Origin of the sequence: Amaricoccus sp. W119, assembly GCF_047275745.1 — a bacterium.
In the GTDB taxonomy this organism is placed as follows: domain Bacteria; phylum Pseudomonadota; class Alphaproteobacteria; order Rhodobacterales; family Rhodobacteraceae; genus Amaricoccus.
In genome coordinates this window covers 13,454-28,777 of the sequence record NZ_JBKQWU010000044.1, presented here as the reverse complement: position 1 = coordinate 28,777, position 15,324 = coordinate 13,454, and the positions used below count along the sequence as shown (strand labels likewise).

The window sequence follows — 15,324 nt, the reverse complement described above, 5'->3', positions numbered from 1 at the left end:
GGACTACAACGAAAACCACCCGCACTCAGGGCTGAAAATGCGCTCGCCCCGCGAGTTCATCGCAGCTGAAACCGCAACCGCCTGAGTGTCCGGTGAAATGGGGGCAAGACCACTGCCGTCGAACCGCGTGCTGGAGCTTGGCCAGCAGTTCATGATCTGACCGGCTTTCGTGCTCCGACCGAGCCCGCCGCGGCGTTAACGCTTCGTCAAGGTTCCGCTCCCGGTCACGCGGAAACGCGCTAGGATCGAGGCGAAGTTTCAACGAATTTTCGGGGAATCGCGCGATGATCTCTGTCCGCCTCGCCTTCGGCGCCGCCTCCTTCCTCCGTCATGGGCCCCGCTATCGCCCCGCCGCTCCGGTGGAACTGGAGGTTTCCACCGCGACCCGCGCGGGCGCGCCCCGCCCCCTTCCGCTCGCGCAGGCGCTGAGCGCCCTGTTCTCGGATGGGGCGGCGCACCGCGAACCGGTTCTGCTCCGCGCCGAGGCCGAGAGGGGGTTTTCCGCGGGGACCTTCTTCCTGCCGGGACAGATCGTCGATCGCCGCGCCTGACCATTTCGCGATCCGGCGCGCGCCCCGCCGGCCCCCGTTCGGCCCGGCAAGCCGGGTTGCAGCCCGGCTGATCGCTCGCGCCGCGCCTCCGCGAATGTGAACGGCGAGGGCTCGCCATGGAGGCTGAGAGGCGGCTATATGCGCGGCATGAACCGACGTGATCTCCTCCGGGCCGCCCTGGCCCTGCCGCTTCTCGGCTCGCTGGGCCTGCCCGCCCTGGCGCAGCCGGTCGATGTGACCGCGATCGACCGTTATCTGCGCCGCCTCCGGGTCGCGCAGGGCCGGTTCCGGCAGACCAATCCGAACGGCTCGACCCAGGCCGGGACGTTCTACATATCGAAGCCGGGCCGCATTCGCTTCGAATACGACACTCCGAAGGGCGCGATGGTGATCGCCGACGGCTCCTGGGTCGGGGTCTTCGATCCGAAATCGAACCGCGGCCCGAACCGCTACCCGCTCTCGAGGACACCGCTGTCGCTGCTTCTGCGCGACGACATCTCGCTGGCCGAGCCGGGGATGGTGTTGGGTGCCACGCGGGAGCCCGACGGCACGACCGACATCACGGTGGTCGACCCGAAGGCGCCGGGCGAAGGGCGGATCGTCATGCGGTTCGCCGCGAATCCGATCGCGCTTCGCGGCTGGCAGGTCATCACCAAGACCGGGCAACGCACCCAGGTCTCGCTCGCCAGCCTCGCGACCAACGTCCAGCCGAGCCGCTCGCTCTTCAACATCGAACTCGCGACCGCGAACCGGCGTTAGGGCGAACCGCTTCGGAGCACCGATCTGAGCAAGGAGCCTGGCCTGGCTCGGAACGGTAGGGCACGCTCGCCGGATCAGACCGTTTCAGTCCTAGCCCCTTCCCGCTTCAGCGGCCCGGATTGGCGGCGCGCCAGGCGGCCCAGTCTTCCGGCGTGTCAAGATCGACGGTCGCCCCCGGCAGCGGGACCTCCACCACCCGCGCGCCCTCCGAGCGGATGAGCGCCCGCGCCCCGGCGTCACCGGCGCTCGCGGCCAGCGCGTCGAAATGACGGCGGTCGAAGAGCACCGGGTGGCCCGGCCCGCCGCGCGGGTCCACCGCCCTGCAGATCGCCCCACCGTCCGCGTGCGCCGTGATCAGCGCGTCGATGCCCAGGGCGGCAACCTCGGGCATGTCGCCCAGCATCACCACCACCGCCGCCGCGTCGGAGGCGAGCGCGGCCATGCCGGCGCGGAGCGAGGCGCCCATGCCTTCCGCGTGCCCGTCCGCGAGAGCGATACGGACGCGCAGTCCTGCGAGCGCCGCGCGCCGGGCCGCGCTCTCCGGCGNCGTCGGAGGCGAGCGCGGCCATGCCGGCGCGGAGCGAGGCGCCCATGCCTTCCGCGTGCCCGTCCGCGAGAGCGATACGGACGCGCAGTCCTGCGAGCGCCGCGCGCCGGGCCGCGCTCTCCGGCGGCAGCACGACCAGCACCTCCCGCGCCCGGCTCGCCAGCGCCCGCTCGGCGAGCGTGGCCAGGAGTGGACGCCCGTCGACCGGTTCAAGCAGCTTGTCGCGCCCCGCCATGCGCCGCGCCGCGCCCGCGGCGAGCAGGATCAGATCGACCGGGCCGGCCTTCACACTCACGCCCGCAGACGCCCGACCACCTCCGCGAGGATCGCCACCGCGATCTCCGCCGGTGTCCGCGCCCCGATCGCGAGGCCGACCGGCGCGTGGATCCGGTCGAGCGCGCCGCCCAGTCCCGCCAGCCGTTCGAGCCGCTGGGCATGGGTCTTCCGTGATCCGAGACAGCCGAGGTAGAAGGCGTCGCTCCCGAGCGTCGCGACGATCGCGGGATCGTCGATCTTCGGATCATGCGTCAGCGTGACCACCGCGACCCGTGCGTCGAGCCCGATCTCGGCCAGCGCCTCGTCGGGCAGGTCGACCATGACCCGGGTTCCCGGAAAACGTGCCTCGGTCGCGAAGGCCGAGCGCGGATCGACCACGGTCACGTCGAAACCCGCGATCCGTGCCATCGGCGCCAGATGCTGGCCGACATGCGCGGCGCCGACGATGACGAGCCGGGGCGCGGGGGCGTGAGCGCAGAGGAACCACTCGCCCGCGAAGGCCGAGCGGTCGGCCCTGAGCGCGGCCTCGGCCTCGGGCCAGAGCGGGTCCCCGGGCCCGGTGATCAGCCGGTGCGCCCAGTCGCCCGGCCGCGTCGCGAGCACCACGCCCCTGCGCGCGGCCCGCGCTGCGACGATCTCGGAGAGCATCGCCGGATCGGGACCGGAACCGCCCACGGGTTCGAGGAGGATGCGGATCGTGCCACCGCAGGCGAGGCCGACGGCGAAGGCGTCCTCGTCCGCGACCCCGTATTCGAGCAGCCGCGGCCGCCCGTCCGCCAGCGCCGCCTCGGCCTCCGACGCGACCGCGGCCTCGACGCAGCCGCCGGAAACCGACCCCACCAGTGCCCCGTCGCCGCTGACCGCGAGCTGCGATCCCGCCGGCCGAGGCGCCGAGCCCCAGGTTTCCATCACCGTCGCGATGGCGGCGCCCCGGCCAGCCTCGATGAAACGCAGCGCCGCCTCCGGCGCCTCCTCGGGAGCCACCCCGGCGGTGGCCTCGGGGACGCTCATGCCACCTCCCCCCAACTGTCGCGCCCGGGCGCCCCCGGGCTGGATCTGGCGGGCGTTTCCATCTCATTCATGCCGATCATCCTCATCGCAGCGAAGACGCGACGCGCTCCCCAGCCGCCGCGCACCGCCTGTCAGACCGGCAGATAGGCCGCGGGGTCGCCGCATCCACCCGGTGGCGGCATCAGAAGTTCAGGCTGTAGCTGAGGCCGAACCCGCGGGGCGTGCGCTCGACACGGAAGCCGGTCGAGAAGAAGCCGAGCGCCGCCCCGGCGAGCACCTGGACCAGATCGTGCTCGTCCGCGTCGATGCGCGAGGCGCCGACCAGCACCGTCGCCGCGCCGGTCCCCGCCGCCACCCAGGGGTTTTCCGGGGCGCAGTTGAGCGAGAGATCCGCCGCGCCCGAAGCGGCGGCGGCGGTGTGGCCCGATGGGAATCCTTCCGAGCCGCCATTCGGCCGCTCGTTGATCCCGGCATCGCCCAGCCCGCGCTTCAGGCCCTCCACCGTCAGCGTCATGATGCCGAAGCCCGTGACATAGCTCGCGAGCCGCTCCTGTTTCCAGGCGCAGACCGCGGCCGCGCCCGGCAGCGCGTATTTCAGCACATCGCCCGCGGTCTCGAACCCGTCGGCGCGCGCGGCCCCGGATGCCAGACCCGGCGCGAGGGCGAGAGCAAGAGCGATGGCGGCGCGGCGCCGCGGGCGGATGGGGCATGGTCTCATGGATCGTTCCTCGACGGGGCGGCGGCTCATAGAGCGCGGAACGCGGCATTGAATCAAGGCGCCATCGGCCCATGACCGACGCGGCGCGCATGACGGTTCCGCCCGATGGCGGCCGGCCATGCGCGCGCCCGCCGATTGTGTCGATCACGGCGATCCTGTCGCAGCGACCGAGGCGGAACCGCCCCCCGCCGCGGGCGTTTGCCGGGCGCGGGAACGGGGAGAGAACATGCGTCAAGCCAAGGTGACCGAGCCGGTCTGGTCCGCGCTGCTCGCGGTCCACGAAGGCGAGGCGCGCGCGCCCTCGCCGGACTGGAGCGCGGAGGAGCGCGCCGGCTGGGACCTCTACGCCCCGCTCGCGGCGGGCGCCGGGGTGGGTCCGTATTTCTTCGCCCAGGTCGGCCAGTCGCTCGACGGGCGCGTCGCGACCGTGAGCGGCGACGCCTCGGCGGTCTCGGGGCACGAGGGGCTTTGCCACCTCCACCGGTGCCGCGCGCTCGCCGATGCCGTGGTGATCGGCGTGCGCACCGCGCTCGCCGACAATCCCCGGCTCACCGTCCGCCACGCACGCGGCCGCGATCCCGTGCGCGTCGTCCTCGACCCGCGCGGGCGGCTCCCCGACACCACCGGCCTGCTGAACGACGCGAGCGCGCATCGGATCATCATGCAGTCGGTGCCCCGGCGCCGGCCCGAAGGCGTCGAGGTGATCACCCTACCCGCGCGCGATCATGTCATGAACCCGCATGCGATCCGCGAAGCGCTGCTCGCCCGCGGGCTCCGGCGCGTGCTCGTGGAGGGCGGTGGCGCCACGATCGCCCATTTCCTCGAGGCCGGGCTGCTCGACCGGCTGCATATCGGCGTCGCCCCGCTCATCATCGGCGCCGGGCCCTCGGGGCTCAGGACCGCGCCGATCGAGCGGCTGTCCCAGGCGCTTCGTCCGCGAACCTCGGTCTACGGGCTCGACACCGACGTGATCTTCGACTGCGCGCTCGACGCCTCGGGCAGGGCCAGCAGATCGACATGGCCGACCACCGCGGAGGAAACCCCGGCGGCGATCGCGGCGAGTCGGGCCTGAAGCCAGCCTTCCGCGTCGCATCCACAATCCTTCGCCGCGGCGGCCACGCCGGTCGCCAGTTCGCTCTGCAACGCAGCTTCCTTCGGGTGCAGCTGCCAGTCCGACCGCTCGACCCGGACCCTGTAACCCCGGGCGCGCAGTCTCTCGGCGAGAATGGCCGCGGCCTGCGGACCGAGCGCGGGTCCGAGGCCCTTGTCGCGAAGCTGATGACCGTTGAAGGCGGCGAGAACCTCCGCCTCGCGCGGCGCCGGTCCGGGTGACCAGCGCATCCTTCCGTCATAGCTCAGCGCCGCGTGGAAGCCGAGACCGCCCGCCGCCAGCCGCTCCGCGAGAGCTTCGAGCCAGCTCGCCGGCATCAGGTCGAGCAGCGCCGAGCAGGTCACGAGCGAGGCGCCGTCGAGCGGCAGCGCATCGATGTCGCTCAGATCGAGAAGGTGCCTCTCTCCATGCGCGCCCGCGTCGGCGACGGCGAGGTCGAGCAGTTCCGCGTCGCGGTCCACGAGCCGCCAGAGCGCCGCCCGCGCCTCCGCCCCGAAGGCGCGCCGCGAGGCGCCCCGGCCGCAGCCGAGATCCACCACCACGGGCGTTTCCGCGCGGCGGAGCCAATAGGCGGCGCCCCGCATCAGCGCGACGCTCCGCGCCCCCCGGTCCGCCGGTTCACGGAGCGCGAGCCAGTCCGCCTCGAACTTCATGCCAGCACGCGATCCACGCGCGCCGCCGTCTCTCCCCAGTCCGGCAGCGCCTGCCCCGCTTCCCAGGCAGCCTCGGCGCGATCGGCGCGCCACTTCCGGTCGGTGATCAATCGCCGGAGCGCCGCGGCCAGGGCCCGCGTATCGCCCGGCGGAACCAGCGCGCCGGCCGCCTCGGGCACCAGATCCGCGATCGCGCCGGCGCGGCAGGCGACGACGGGCAGCCCCTGACTCATCGCCTCGGCGAAAGCCATGCCGTAGCCCTCGTATTCCGAGGCGAGCGCGAAGATATCGGCCCGTTCCATCTCGGCCCGCGGGTCCGCGAGGGCGCCGACGATCGCGATCCGCCGCTCCAGCCCCTGCTCCACCACACGCGCGCGCAAGCCCTCCGCGCAGTCCGGGTCCAGCCGGTCCGAACCGATGATACGCGCCTCCCAGTCGAGATCCGCGAGCATGGCCAGCGCATCGATGAGCGCGTCGTGCCGCTTGCGCGGGATGAGCGAGCCGACCGAGAGGATGCGGGGCGGCGTGTTGCCACCCGGCGCGCGCGCGGCGCGGTCGGTGCCCGGTGGCGCGACGGTGATCCGTTCGGGCGCGACGCCGAACCCCTCGGCGAGCCGCCGTGCGGTCGCCGGGCTCGTGACGACGACCGCCGCCGCCGATTCGAGCGCGCGCCGCTCGTCCTCCAGCAGGCGGCGCCGCCTGCCGGGCTCAAGACCGCTCTCGTCGCCGAGCGGATGATGGACGAGGGCGACGAGCCGGAGCCGCGCCGCCTCGCGCGCCATCGCGTCCGGCGCCGCCCCGAAGGCCAGCCCGTCGATCAGGACCGGCGCCCCGTCGGGCCAGGCGGCGAGGCGCGCGGCGACCTCGGCCCGTTCCTCGGGTCCCGCCTCGGGAAAGCGGCCTGAAAGGCCGAGGAGGCTCACCTTCCAGCCGAGCGCGCCGAGTTCCGCGATCAGCCGCCGGTCATAGCCGTATCCGCCGGTCGGGGTGTCGAGATCGCCGGGAACCATGAAACCCAGAGGTCCCCTCACAGCGCACCTTCGTACCAGGCGCGGGCGACATGGCTCTCGTGAAGCGTCACCCGGATCCTGATGAGCCGGCCATGGTCCCTCAGCCGCTCATGCCGGACCGCGGTGGCGAGTCCGTCGAAGATATGCTTGCACAGGACCTCGGTGGTCGTGAACCGCTCGGCGAAGGCAGGGGTCTCGTCGAGATTGGCGTAGCGCAGCGGCGCGAGCGTCTCGCCGAGCGCCTCGGTCGCGAGGCCGATATCGACGACGATGCCTTCCCGGTCGAGTTCATCGGCGAAGAACGCGGCATCGACGACGAAGGTCGCGCCATGCATGCCCTGGGCGGGCCCGAAGGTGGGCGACGGCAGGCTGTGCGAGACCATGATATGGTCCCTGACTTCAACGGCGAACATCAGATACCTCCCTCCGGCGGATAACGGACCCGGTGACAGAGGGTTCCCGGGTCTTCGAGGATCGCAGCATAGCGCGTGGCGAGATCCGCGAAATCGGTCTCGCCGGTGATGAGCGCGTCGAGCGCCGGATCGGCGAGAAGTTCGAGCGCCTTGGCGAGACGGCGCGCGCGCGACCAGCGTGGCCGGCGCGAGGGCGCGACCGCGCCGACCTGACTGGAGACGATCCGCGTCCTGCCGGCGTGAAAGGCACCGCCGAGCACGATCTCGACAGGCCGCGTGCCGTACCAGCTCGCCTCCACCACCAGCCCCTCGGTCCCGACCGCTCCGAGCGCCGTGGCGAGCCCCGCGGCGGTCGCGCTGGCGTGGATCGCGATATCCGCGGCGTCGGGGGCGTCCCCGGGCGCTGCGAACCGGCAGCCGAGGGCGGCGGCGAGCGCGGCGCGATCCGGGTTCACGTCGATCAGCGTGACCTCCGCGCCGGGCAGCCAGGCGCAGAGCCAGGCCGCGAGCGCGCCGACCGCGCCGGCGCCGATCACCACGATCCGGTCCCCCGGCCCCGCGCCCGCGTCCCAGACCACATTGAGCGCGGTCTCCATGTTGGCCGCCAGCACCGCGCGTTCGGGTGGCACCCGTTCGGGCACCGGCATGGCCATGGCGGCGGGCAGCGTGAGGATGTCCTGATGCGGAGCGAGCGCGAAGATGATCCGGCCGACGAGGTGATCCGGCCCTTCCGTCACGCGCGCGACCGTCGCGTAGCCGTATTTCACCGGCCACGGGAAATCACCCTCCTGGAGCGGCGCGCGCATCCGCTCCCACTCGCTCTCCGGCACGCCGCCCCGCAAGACCAGCGCCTCGGTACCGCGGCTGATCCCGCCGAAGAGCGCGCGCGCCCTCACCTCGCCAGTACCGACTCCGCCCGTGCCCGCCGGTGTCTCGCGCAACTCGGCTCGTCCCGGTCCGGTGATCCAGAGCGCGCGCGACATTGGCACCCGGTCACCCCCGGGCGAAAGCGAGAAGCGCGTCGCCGACGAGCTTCAGCGAGATCAGGAACAGCGTGATGTGCACCAGCCGGAAGAAGAGCCCGTCCGGGATGATCCGGGTGAGCTTCGCCCCGGCGTAGGTGCCCGCGATCCCGACCGGCAGCACGAGAAGCGCGAGGTTCGAGTCGACAGCGGAGAACGAGTTGAGCTGCCAGTAGGGGATGATCTTCACCGCGTTGATGACGGCGAAGGTGATGGTCGCCGTGCCGGCGAAGGCGAGCTTCTCGAGCTTCTGCGGCAGCACGTACATCTGGAACGGCGGCGCGCCCGCGTGGCTGACGAAGCTCGTGAATCCCATGAGCGTGCCCCAGAACACCCCGCCTGGCAGATCCGCCGGCCGCGGCTTCGCCGGCCCACGCCGCGACCCGAGCCAGATCCTGAGGCAGAAGCCGATCCCGGTCAGGCCGACCAGCATGCCGACGAAGACATCCGAGATATGCGCCGCGACCGCCCAGCCGATCGCGACCCCGAGGATGCCGGCCGGGATCAGGATCGCGAGATTGCGGGCGGAATAGAGCTTCCGGTAGAGCCAGAGTCCGACGAGATCCGTGGCGCAGAAGATCGGCAGGAGCAGCGCGGCCGCCAGCATCGGCGACATGACGAGCGCCATCAGCGGCACGGCCACCGCGCCGACCGCCGGCAGGCCGCCCTTCGACATGCCGACCAGGAAGGCGGCGAGCATCGCGACCAGAATGACGGACATCGGTTCGGCCATCGTCGGTCCCCAACTCGGGACCGCCGGGTCCCCTGATCCCCCGGACGGCTTGGCCGCCCCGGCACCTTCGCCCGGCGGTGTCCGGGCTGGCCGGTTCTAGCGGTTCCGCGCGCCCGACAGAAGGGCGAAAGAAACCACCGCCGACCCGGCCCGCGGGCACCGGCGTCCCCTCCGCCGGGCGGCCGCCGCGGTGCCGCGACTCACCCCGGCGCGAAGCTCGCCGCGCCCCGCCCCGCGAGCTCCGCGAGGGCCCTTCCGAGGCGCTTTGGATGCGCTGGATCGGACCTCACGGAGATCGGCGGATTCTTGCCAAAAAGGGGGTAAAACGGAAAATGCCCGAGCGTTGCCCATCGGCAACAGAATTGTAATAGATTGAAACAAAACGGGAAATTTTCGTTGTCACTACGCGCTTTGCGATCAAGAAAGCGCTCGGAAGACGACAAAATGGCTCCGGAAGCGGCTCTGGCGGCGGCTCGGCGGGGAGGCGCGAAATTAAAGCTGTTGCGCGCCGCCCCAACCTCGCGGTTAATAGCCCCGTGATCGCTGCACCAGAGAGATCACGGGGCCCTGGCGACCACCCCACCCCTCACACAATTGGTCGCCATGGTTGCCGCCAAGGCGGGTGTTCGAGATTACGGACACCCGCCAACGGCGCCGCCCGCCGTGAAGCGGACGGGTAGGCCATCCGTCGCCGGGCAGGAAGCCCGCGCGCCAAACTCGGAACTCAACGACACTCACAAGCGTCGGCGCTTTCGCACGTCGAATGCAATGAGGTTTATTCCAGACATGGCCAATACAAATCAATAGCAATCTGTTCCGGGACGCGGTTGGCCGCGGTATCCCGCCCACGACCGGAAGTGCTGCCACATCCGGAACGGTCGCCAATCCACTGCGTTCGCAGCATTAAATCTTCCGGTGCCGCTCCGGCCCGTTCCGGGGTTTCGGCTTGGCTCGCGGGGGCGCGGGCGTCGTCCAGCCCCGTCCCGGGCTCTCGTCCGAGCAGGATGCGGCCCGCCGAGCGAATCTCTCGGCGGGCCGTCAAGGTCTGTCTCGCAGGATTGAAGACGAACGGCGGATTACCGCTCATCCGGCGGATCAGGCGGCGATCGCCTCCTCGGGCGGCATCTTCGCGCCCGTCATGAAGGCGACCGCGTCCGACATGGTGCATTCCTTCGGATCGACGACGCAGAGCCGCCGGCCCAGCCGATGCACGTGGATGCGATCCGCCACTTCGAAGACATGCGGCATGTTGTGGCTGATGAGCACGATCGACTGCCCTCGGCTTCGCACGTCCTGAATCAGCTCCAGCACCTTGCGGCTTTCCTTCACCCCGAGCGCCGCCGTGGGCTCGTCGAGGATGACGACCTTCGAGCCGAAGGCCGCGGCCCGCGCGACCGCGACGCCCTGCCGCTGACCCCCCGAAAGCGTCTCGACCGCCTGGTTGATGTTCTGGATGGTGAGCAGCCCGAGTTCCGACAGCTTCTGGCGCGCGAATTTCTCCATCGCCGGCCGGTCGAGCATCCGGAGGTACTTGCCCATGAAGCCGGGGCGGCGAAGCTCGCGGCCCATGAACATGTTGTCGGCGATCGAGAGCGCGGGCGACACGGCGAGGTTCTGGTAGACCGTCTCGATCCCCGCCTCCCGCGCATGCATCGGCGAGGCGAACTGGACCTTCTCCCCGTCGAGATGGATCTCGCCCTCGTCGGGAACGACCGCCCCCGAGACCGCCTTGATGAGGCTCGACTTGCCGGCGCCGTTGTCGCCGATCACCGCGAGGATCTCGCCCCGGCGAAGCTCGAAATCGGCGTTGTCGAGCGCGGTGACCCGCCCATAGCGCTTCACGAGGCCGCGCCCAGTCAGGATGTTGTCCACAGTCATCGTGCTTACCCCGCGACTTTCCGGATCCACTGGTCGATGGCGACCGCGAAGATGATGAGCAGGCCGATCAGCAGGTAGGTCCACTGCGGGTCGGTCCCGAGCAGGCGCAGGCCGAGGGCGAAGACGCCGACGATGAGCGCCCCGAAGAGCATGCCGAGGATCGAGCCGCGGCCGCCGAAGAGCGAGATGCCGCCGATCACCACGGCGGTGATGGATTCGATGTTCGCAAGCTGCCCCGCCGTCGGCGAGACCGAGCCGATGCGGCCGATCAGCGCCCAGCCCGCCAGCGCGCAGATGAGGCCCGAGATCGTATAGACCGAGATCAGCGTCTTCTCGACCTTCACGCCGGCGAGTTCGGCCGCGTCCGGGTCATCGCCGATCGCATAGACATGCCGGCCCCAGGCGGTCTGCGTCAGCACGTAGTTCAGCACGAGCACCAGCAGGATCATCGCGATCACGCCATAGGTGAAGACGGCGCCGCCCATCCGGACCTGCCCGCCGAAGAGCTGAAGCAGCGGCGCCTCGGCGGTGATGTCCTGGCTCCGGATCGTCTCGTTGCGCGAATAGAGGTAGTTCGCCGCCAGCACGATCTGCCACATGCCGAGCGTGACGATGAAGGGCGGCAGCTTCACCCGCGCGACGAGGAAGCCGTTGATATAGCCGATCGCCGCCCCCATGGCGAAACCGCAGAGGATCGAGATCGGCGCGGGAATGCCGTAGCGGAAGGTGAACTGCCCCATGATCACCGAGGTGAACACCATGATCGCGCCCACCGAGAGCTCGATCCCCGCCGTGATGACGACGAGCGTCTGCGCCGCGCCCACGATGCCGGTGATCGCCACCTGCTGAAGGATCAGGGTCAGCGTGAAGGCGGAGAAGAATTTCGAGCCGAGCAGCGCGCCGAAGAGCACGAGCGAGAGCACGAGCACGATCAGCGGCACGAAGGCCGGATTGCCGTGCAGGATATGCTGCGCCTTTTCGAGGAAGCTCTTCTGATGGCGATCGAAGGAGGCGACATCGGTCGCGCTGTCCTTCAGGACGCTCTCGTAGTCCTGAGTCGACTGGGTCTTCGCATCGGCCATCGGTTCCCCCCCATGGTCCTGGCGGCGGGCCCGCGCCCGCGGTTGTCGTGATTTTCAGATCATTGTTCGCGGCGCTCGCGCCTCGTTTCCGAAAGGCGGGGGCGGGCCGGATGCCCCGCCCCCGCCTCAAGGCCGGATCAGCCCCAGCACTTCTCCAGCCCCTCGGCCGAGTCGATCGACTCGACGCCTTCGACGGGCTTGTCGGTGATGAGCGTCACACCGGTATCGGTGAATTCCTTGCCCTCGGTCTTGGCGGGAAGCTCGCCCGTGTCGGCGAAGGCCTTGATCGCCTCGATCCCCATCGAGGCCATCAGCAGCGGATACTGCTGCGAGGTGGCGCCGATCACGCCTTCGGACACGTTGGTCACGCCCGGGCAGCCGCCATCGACCGAGACGATGGTGACATCGCTCTCGCGCCCAAGCGACTTCAGCGCCTCGTAGGCGCCGGCGGCGGAGGGTTCGTTGATCGTGTAGACGACGTTGATCATCGGGTCCTGCTGCAGCAGGTTCTCCATCGCCGTGCGGCCGCCCTCCTCGGTGCCGTTGGTGATGTCATGTCCGACGATGCGCGGATCGTCCTCGTCGCCGATCACGCCGACGTTGTTGGTCTCGATGCCGAAGCCGGTCATGAAGCCCTGGTCGCGCAGCACGTCCACGGTCGGCTGCGACGGCAGGAGGTCGAGGAAGGCGATGCGCGCATCCGCCGCCGCGTCGCCGAGCGTGCCCTTGGCCCATTCACCAATAAGCCGGCCCGCCTCGAAATTGTCCGTCGCGAGCGTCGCATCGGCGGCGTCGGCCGGTTCCAGCGGGGTGTCGAGCGCGATGACGAGAAGGCCCGCGTCGCGCGCGCGCTTGACCGAGTCGACGATGCCGCTCGAATCCGTCGGCACGATCAGGATGCCCTTCGCCTGGTCGGCGATGCAGGTCTCGATCGCCTGCACCTGGCTTTCGTTGTCGCCCTCGAACTTGCCCGCGTAGGTCTTGAGCCCGACGCCGAGTTCTCCGGCCTTGGCGACCGCGCCTTCCTTCATCTTCACGAAGAACGGGTTGGTGTCCGTCTTGGTGATCAGGCAGGCGCTGATGTCCTGCGCCTGCGCCTGGGCCACCATCGCACCAAGCGCCGCGGCGGCCAGCAGCCCCCCTTTGAGGGTTCCGAATGTCATACTCAAATCTCCTCCCACAGGCAGCCGGGTCGATCCCGCCCGGCTTGGCAGGCAGGAAAGCCGATTCCCGCGAGTCTGTCAATAAATAAATCACTCTGATTTATTATTTGGCGCTAGGCTGGGCGAATGAACCGGTCAGAGCACCGGACGGCCCCCGGGGGAAACTGCCATGAACCAGAGCGTACGCGAGGCAACGCTCGCGCCCGAACGGCGTGGGACCAATCAGGCGGGGATGCGCGCCTTCAACGAGCGGCTGGTGCTGACGCTGGTGCGCGCGCATGGCCGGCTCGCCAAGACCGACATCGCGCGGCTGACCGGCCTCTCCGCGCAGACCGTCTCCGTCATCATGCGCGCGCTCGAGGCGGAGCACCTGCTCCGCCGGGGCGAACCCAGGCGGGGCCGTGTCGGCCAGCCCTCGGTGCCGCTCTCGCTCGATCCGGACGGCGCCTACTTCATCGGAGTGAAGATCGGCCGGCGGAGCCTCGATCTCGTGCTCGTCGATTTCGCGGGCAATATCCGGCACCGGGAGGTGGAGACCTACGCCTATCCGACTCCGGGCCAGGCGATCGAGACCATCCGGGAAGGGGTCGGCGCCTGCGAGAAACTCCTCGGGGCGAGGACGGGCCGTATCGCCGGCGTCGGGCTTGCGATGCCCTTCCTGCTCTGGGAATGGGCCGAGGCGGTCGGCGCGCCGCCGGAGGAACTCGACCTCTGGCGCCAGCTCGACCTCAGGGCCGAGGTCGGGCGCGCCCTGCCCTATCCGGTCTATCTGCAGAACGACGCGACCGCCGCCTGCGGCGCGGAACTCGTCTTCGGCCGGCAGGGAATGCTGCGCGACTTCATCTATTTCTACATCGGCGCCTTCATCGGCGGCGGGCTGGTGATCGACGGCGGGCTCTACGCCGGCCGCTCGGGCAACGCGGCGGCCGTGGGCTCGATGCCGGTGCCGAGGACGGATGGCGGCACGGAGCAGCTGATCCACCAGGCGTCGCTCGTCGTGCTGGAACGGCGGCTCAGGGCCGCGGGCCACGACACGAAGCCACTCTACGATCCCGGGGCCGACTGGTCCGGCTTCGGCGAGCATCTGGACGCCTGGCTCGATCAGGCGTCCCGCGGCATCGCCGCGGCGGTCGCCGTCGCGGGCGCGGTGATCGACATCGAGGCGGCGGTGATCGACGGCGCCATGCCCCCGGCGATCCAGACCCGGCTGATCGAGGGCGTGGCCGGGGCGCTCGGCGGCATGGACCTTTCGGGCATCCAGTGCCCGGCGGTCGAGCCCGGCAGCCTCGGACCGGCCGCCCGCGCGCTCGGCGGCGCGACGCTGCCGCTGCTTGACCGCTACCTCGTGGACCAGCACCGCCTGGCCTCGATCCGGGCCGACCCGGCGCTGGCCTGACGGCTGCCGACCGCGACTCCGATCCGTGCTCCGGTCCCGTCAGAGCAGGCCGAGGCTCCGGAAGGACGCGTCCTCCTCCTTGCCGATGATCACATGGTCGAAAACCTGGACGCCGATCGCGCCGCAGGCGGTCTCGATCTGGGCGGTCATGTCGACATCGGCCCGGCTCGGCGTCGGATCGCCGGAGGGGTGGTTATGCACCAGGATGATCGCGGTGGCGCCAAGCTCCAGCGCCCGTTTCGCCACTTCGCGCGGATAGACCGGGACGTGGTTCACCGTGCCCTTCGCCTGTTCCTCGTCGGCGATCAGCGTGTTCTTCGTGTCGAGAAACAGGATGCGGAACTGCTCGGTCTCGCGATAGGCCATCACGGTCTTGCAATAGCTCATGAGCGCGTCCCACGAGCCGATGATCTCGCGCCGCATCACCTTCGCCCGCGCCATCCGGTGCGAAATCGCCTCGAACAAGCGCAACTGGAACCAGACCTTCGGCGTGACGCCCGGAACCCGCGTGAGCCGGGGCTCGCTCGCCGCGATCACCCCGTTGAGATCGCCGAAGGTCGCGAGCAGCGTCTTCGCGAGCGGCTTCACATCGATCCGGCCGATGGCGTTGAAGAGCACCATCTCGAGCAGCTCGTATTCCGGCATCGCCGCGTGCCCGCCTTCGAGAAAGCGCTGGCGCAGCCGCTCCCGGTGGCCCCAGTAATGCGGCCTGTGGTCCGTTTCGGGCCGCGCGCCGAAGGCCTCGCGGGGCCGTGGCGCCCGCTCCGAGCCCGGGTCGCGGGCATAGACCTCCACCGGTGGCAGGCGTCGGTCGAAATCGGCGAGGCTCCGGAGGGCTTCCTCCGAGAAGCCGAAATTTCTCTCGTCCCGGCTCATCCGACCCTCCGCCTCCGCTGATCTCGCGGGGTCAAATTCGTGGATCACGGTTAACAATTCCCGACCCGGCGCCCAGATCCAGGCGCCCAGACCTGGCACGCCGCCCCGGCACCCGGACCCGCGCT

At 70.4% G+C, this 15,324-nt stretch carries 15 protein-coding genes and 1 pseudogene; 4 read left to right on the top strand and 12 right to left on the bottom strand.

The genetic code is table 11. The features are described 5' to 3' along the window. Nucleotides 1–284 precede the first annotated feature (284 nt). Both ACLJK8_RS17040 and ACLJK8_RS17035 read left to right on the top strand, forming a co-directional pair. Nucleotides 285–551, top strand: coding sequence for a hypothetical protein (locus ACLJK8_RS17040; protein WP_413151546.1), 267 nt, complete (start codon nucleotides 285–287; stop codon nucleotides 549–551). 147 nt (nucleotides 552–698) lie between these two features. Next, a complete protein-coding gene (locus tag ACLJK8_RS17035) occupies nucleotides 699–1,310 on the top strand; it encodes a LolA family protein (protein ID WP_413151545.1) in 612 nt (203 codons plus the stop codon). Between the two features lie 106 nt (nucleotides 1,311–1,416). Here the strand turns inward: ACLJK8_RS17035 and ACLJK8_RS17030 are convergent, their stop codons facing one another. The 4 genes and pseudogenes from ACLJK8_RS17030 to ACLJK8_RS17015 form a co-directional block, all read right to left on the bottom strand. After that, complete coding sequence (locus tag ACLJK8_RS17030; protein ID WP_413151548.1) at nucleotides 1,417–1,806, bottom strand: nucleotidyltransferase family protein; 390 nt, start codon at nucleotides 1,804–1,806, stop codon at nucleotides 1,417–1,419. A 226-nt stretch (nucleotides 1,807–2,032) separates the two neighbouring features. Next, nucleotides 2,033–2,092, bottom strand: a pseudogene (locus ACLJK8_RS17025) (nucleotidyltransferase family protein); the annotation flags it as partial. 56 nt (nucleotides 2,093–2,148) lie between these two features. Further along, complete coding sequence (locus tag ACLJK8_RS17020) at nucleotides 2,149–3,144, bottom strand: XdhC family protein (RefSeq protein ID WP_413151544.1); 996 nt, start codon at nucleotides 3,142–3,144, stop codon at nucleotides 2,149–2,151. Between the two features lie 181 nt (nucleotides 3,145–3,325). Beyond that, nucleotides 3,326–3,862 (bottom strand): phosphatase PAP2 family protein, encoded by a 537-nt coding sequence (locus ACLJK8_RS17015; protein WP_413151543.1) that lies wholly within the window; start codon nucleotides 3,860–3,862, stop codon nucleotides 3,326–3,328. Nucleotides 3,863–4,088: 226 nt separating this feature from the next. On the opposite strand from ACLJK8_RS17015, the gene ACLJK8_RS17010 reads away from it, so the two are divergent. Continuing rightward, nucleotides 4,089–4,934 carry a RibD family protein gene (locus tag ACLJK8_RS17010; RefSeq protein ID WP_413151542.1) on the top strand — a complete coding sequence of 282 codons (846 nt, stop codon included), beginning with the start codon at nucleotides 4,089–4,091 and terminating at the stop codon, nucleotides 4,932–4,934. Nucleotides 4,935–5,622: 688 nt separating this feature from the next. Here the strand turns inward: ACLJK8_RS17010 and ACLJK8_RS17005 are convergent. The 7 genes from ACLJK8_RS17005 to ACLJK8_RS16975 all read right to left on the bottom strand — a co-directional run bounded on the left by ACLJK8_RS17005 (nucleotide 5,623) and on the right by ACLJK8_RS16975 (nucleotide 12,927). After that, complete coding sequence (locus ACLJK8_RS17005) at nucleotides 5,623–6,657, bottom strand: glycosyltransferase family 4 protein (RefSeq protein ID WP_413151541.1); 1,035 nt, start codon at nucleotides 6,655–6,657, stop codon at nucleotides 5,623–5,625. Next, entirely contained in the window at nucleotides 6,654–7,049 is a 396-nt protein-coding gene (locus ACLJK8_RS17000) for a 6-pyruvoyl trahydropterin synthase family protein (protein WP_413151540.1), read from the bottom strand. The genes ACLJK8_RS17005 and ACLJK8_RS17000 overlap by 4 nt, the downstream gene beginning before the upstream one ends. Continuing rightward, nucleotides 7,049–8,032 (bottom strand): zinc-dependent alcohol dehydrogenase, encoded by a 984-nt coding sequence (locus ACLJK8_RS16995; RefSeq protein WP_413151547.1) that lies wholly within the window; start codon nucleotides 8,030–8,032, stop codon nucleotides 7,049–7,051. The genes ACLJK8_RS17000 and ACLJK8_RS16995 overlap by 1 nt, the downstream gene beginning before the upstream one ends. 10 nt (nucleotides 8,033–8,042) lie before the next feature. Continuing rightward, nucleotides 8,043–8,804: a sulfite exporter TauE/SafE family protein gene (locus ACLJK8_RS16990; RefSeq protein ID WP_413151539.1), complete on the bottom strand. Its 762-nt coding sequence runs from the start codon at nucleotides 8,802–8,804 to the stop codon at nucleotides 8,043–8,045. A gap of 1,095 nt (nucleotides 8,805–9,899) precedes the next feature. Beyond that, nucleotides 9,900–10,682 (bottom strand): ATP-binding cassette domain-containing protein, encoded by a 783-nt coding sequence (locus ACLJK8_RS16985; RefSeq protein WP_413151538.1) that lies wholly within the window; start codon nucleotides 10,680–10,682, stop codon nucleotides 9,900–9,902. A gap of 5 nt (nucleotides 10,683–10,687) precedes the next feature. Then, nucleotides 10,688–11,764 (bottom strand): ABC transporter permease, encoded by a 1,077-nt coding sequence (locus tag ACLJK8_RS16980; protein WP_413151537.1) that lies wholly within the window; start codon nucleotides 11,762–11,764, stop codon nucleotides 10,688–10,690. 137 nt (nucleotides 11,765–11,901) lie between these two features. Further along, nucleotides 11,902–12,927: a sugar ABC transporter substrate-binding protein gene (locus ACLJK8_RS16975; RefSeq protein ID WP_413151536.1), complete on the bottom strand. Its 1,026-nt coding sequence runs from the start codon at nucleotides 12,925–12,927 to the stop codon at nucleotides 11,902–11,904. A gap of 169 nt (nucleotides 12,928–13,096) precedes the next feature. Between ACLJK8_RS16975 and ACLJK8_RS16970 the strand changes: the two genes are divergently transcribed. Beyond that, a complete protein-coding gene (locus ACLJK8_RS16970) occupies nucleotides 13,097–14,323 on the top strand; it encodes an ROK family transcriptional regulator (RefSeq protein ID WP_413151535.1) in 1,227 nt (408 codons plus the stop codon). Nucleotides 14,324–14,362: 39 nt separating this feature from the next. On the opposite strand, the gene radC is transcribed toward ACLJK8_RS16970, so the two are convergent. Then, entirely contained in the window at nucleotides 14,363–15,199 is an 837-nt protein-coding gene (gene radC / locus ACLJK8_RS16965) for a RadC family protein (protein WP_413151534.1), read from the bottom strand. Nucleotides 15,200–15,324: the final 125 nt, after the last annotated feature.

What these genes read in the sequence shown, in the direction of transcription:
- ACLJK8_RS16980 (WP_413151537.1), bottom strand. Translation starts at nt 11,764, where the DNA reads ATGGCCGATGCGAAGACCCAGTCGACTCAGGACTACGAGAGCGTCCTG.
- ACLJK8_RS16975 (WP_413151536.1), bottom strand. Translation starts at nt 12,927, where the DNA reads ATGACATTCGGAACCCTCAAAGGGGGGCTGCTGGCCGCCGCGGCGCTT.
- ACLJK8_RS16970 (WP_413151535.1), top strand. Translation starts at nt 13,097, where the DNA reads ATGAACCAGAGCGTACGCGAGGCAACGCTCGCGCCCGAACGGCGTGGG.
- ACLJK8_RS16990 (WP_413151539.1), bottom strand. Translation starts at nt 8,804, where the DNA reads ATGGCCGAACCGATGTCCGTCATTCTGGTCGCGATGCTCGCCGCCTTC.
- ACLJK8_RS17010 (WP_413151542.1), top strand. Translation starts at nt 4,089, where the DNA reads ATGCGTCAAGCCAAGGTGACCGAGCCGGTCTGGTCCGCGCTGCTCGCG.
- ACLJK8_RS17035 (WP_413151545.1), top strand. Translation starts at nt 699, where the DNA reads ATGAACCGACGTGATCTCCTCCGGGCCGCCCTGGCCCTGCCGCTTCTC.
- ACLJK8_RS17020 (WP_413151544.1), bottom strand. Translation starts at nt 3,144, where the DNA reads ATGAGCGTCCCCGAGGCCACCGCCGGGGTGGCTCCCGAGGAGGCGCCG.
- ACLJK8_RS17000 (WP_413151540.1), bottom strand. Translation starts at nt 7,049, where the DNA reads ATGTTCGCCGTTGAAGTCAGGGACCATATCATGGTCTCGCACAGCCTG.
- ACLJK8_RS17040 (WP_413151546.1), top strand. Translation starts at nt 285, where the DNA reads ATGATCTCTGTCCGCCTCGCCTTCGGCGCCGCCTCCTTCCTCCGTCAT.
- radC (WP_413151534.1), bottom strand. Translation starts at nt 15,199, where the DNA reads ATGAGCCGGGACGAGAGAAATTTCGGCTTCTCGGAGGAAGCCCTCCGG.
- ACLJK8_RS16995 (WP_413151547.1), bottom strand. Translation starts at nt 8,032, where the DNA reads ATGTCGCGCGCGCTCTGGATCACCGGACCGGGACGAGCCGAGTTGCGC.
- ACLJK8_RS16985 (WP_413151538.1), bottom strand. Translation starts at nt 10,682, where the DNA reads ATGACTGTGGACAACATCCTGACTGGGCGCGGCCTCGTGAAGCGCTAT.
- ACLJK8_RS17015 (WP_413151543.1), bottom strand. Translation starts at nt 3,862, where the DNA reads ATGAGACCATGCCCCATCCGCCCGCGGCGCCGCGCCGCCATCGCTCTT.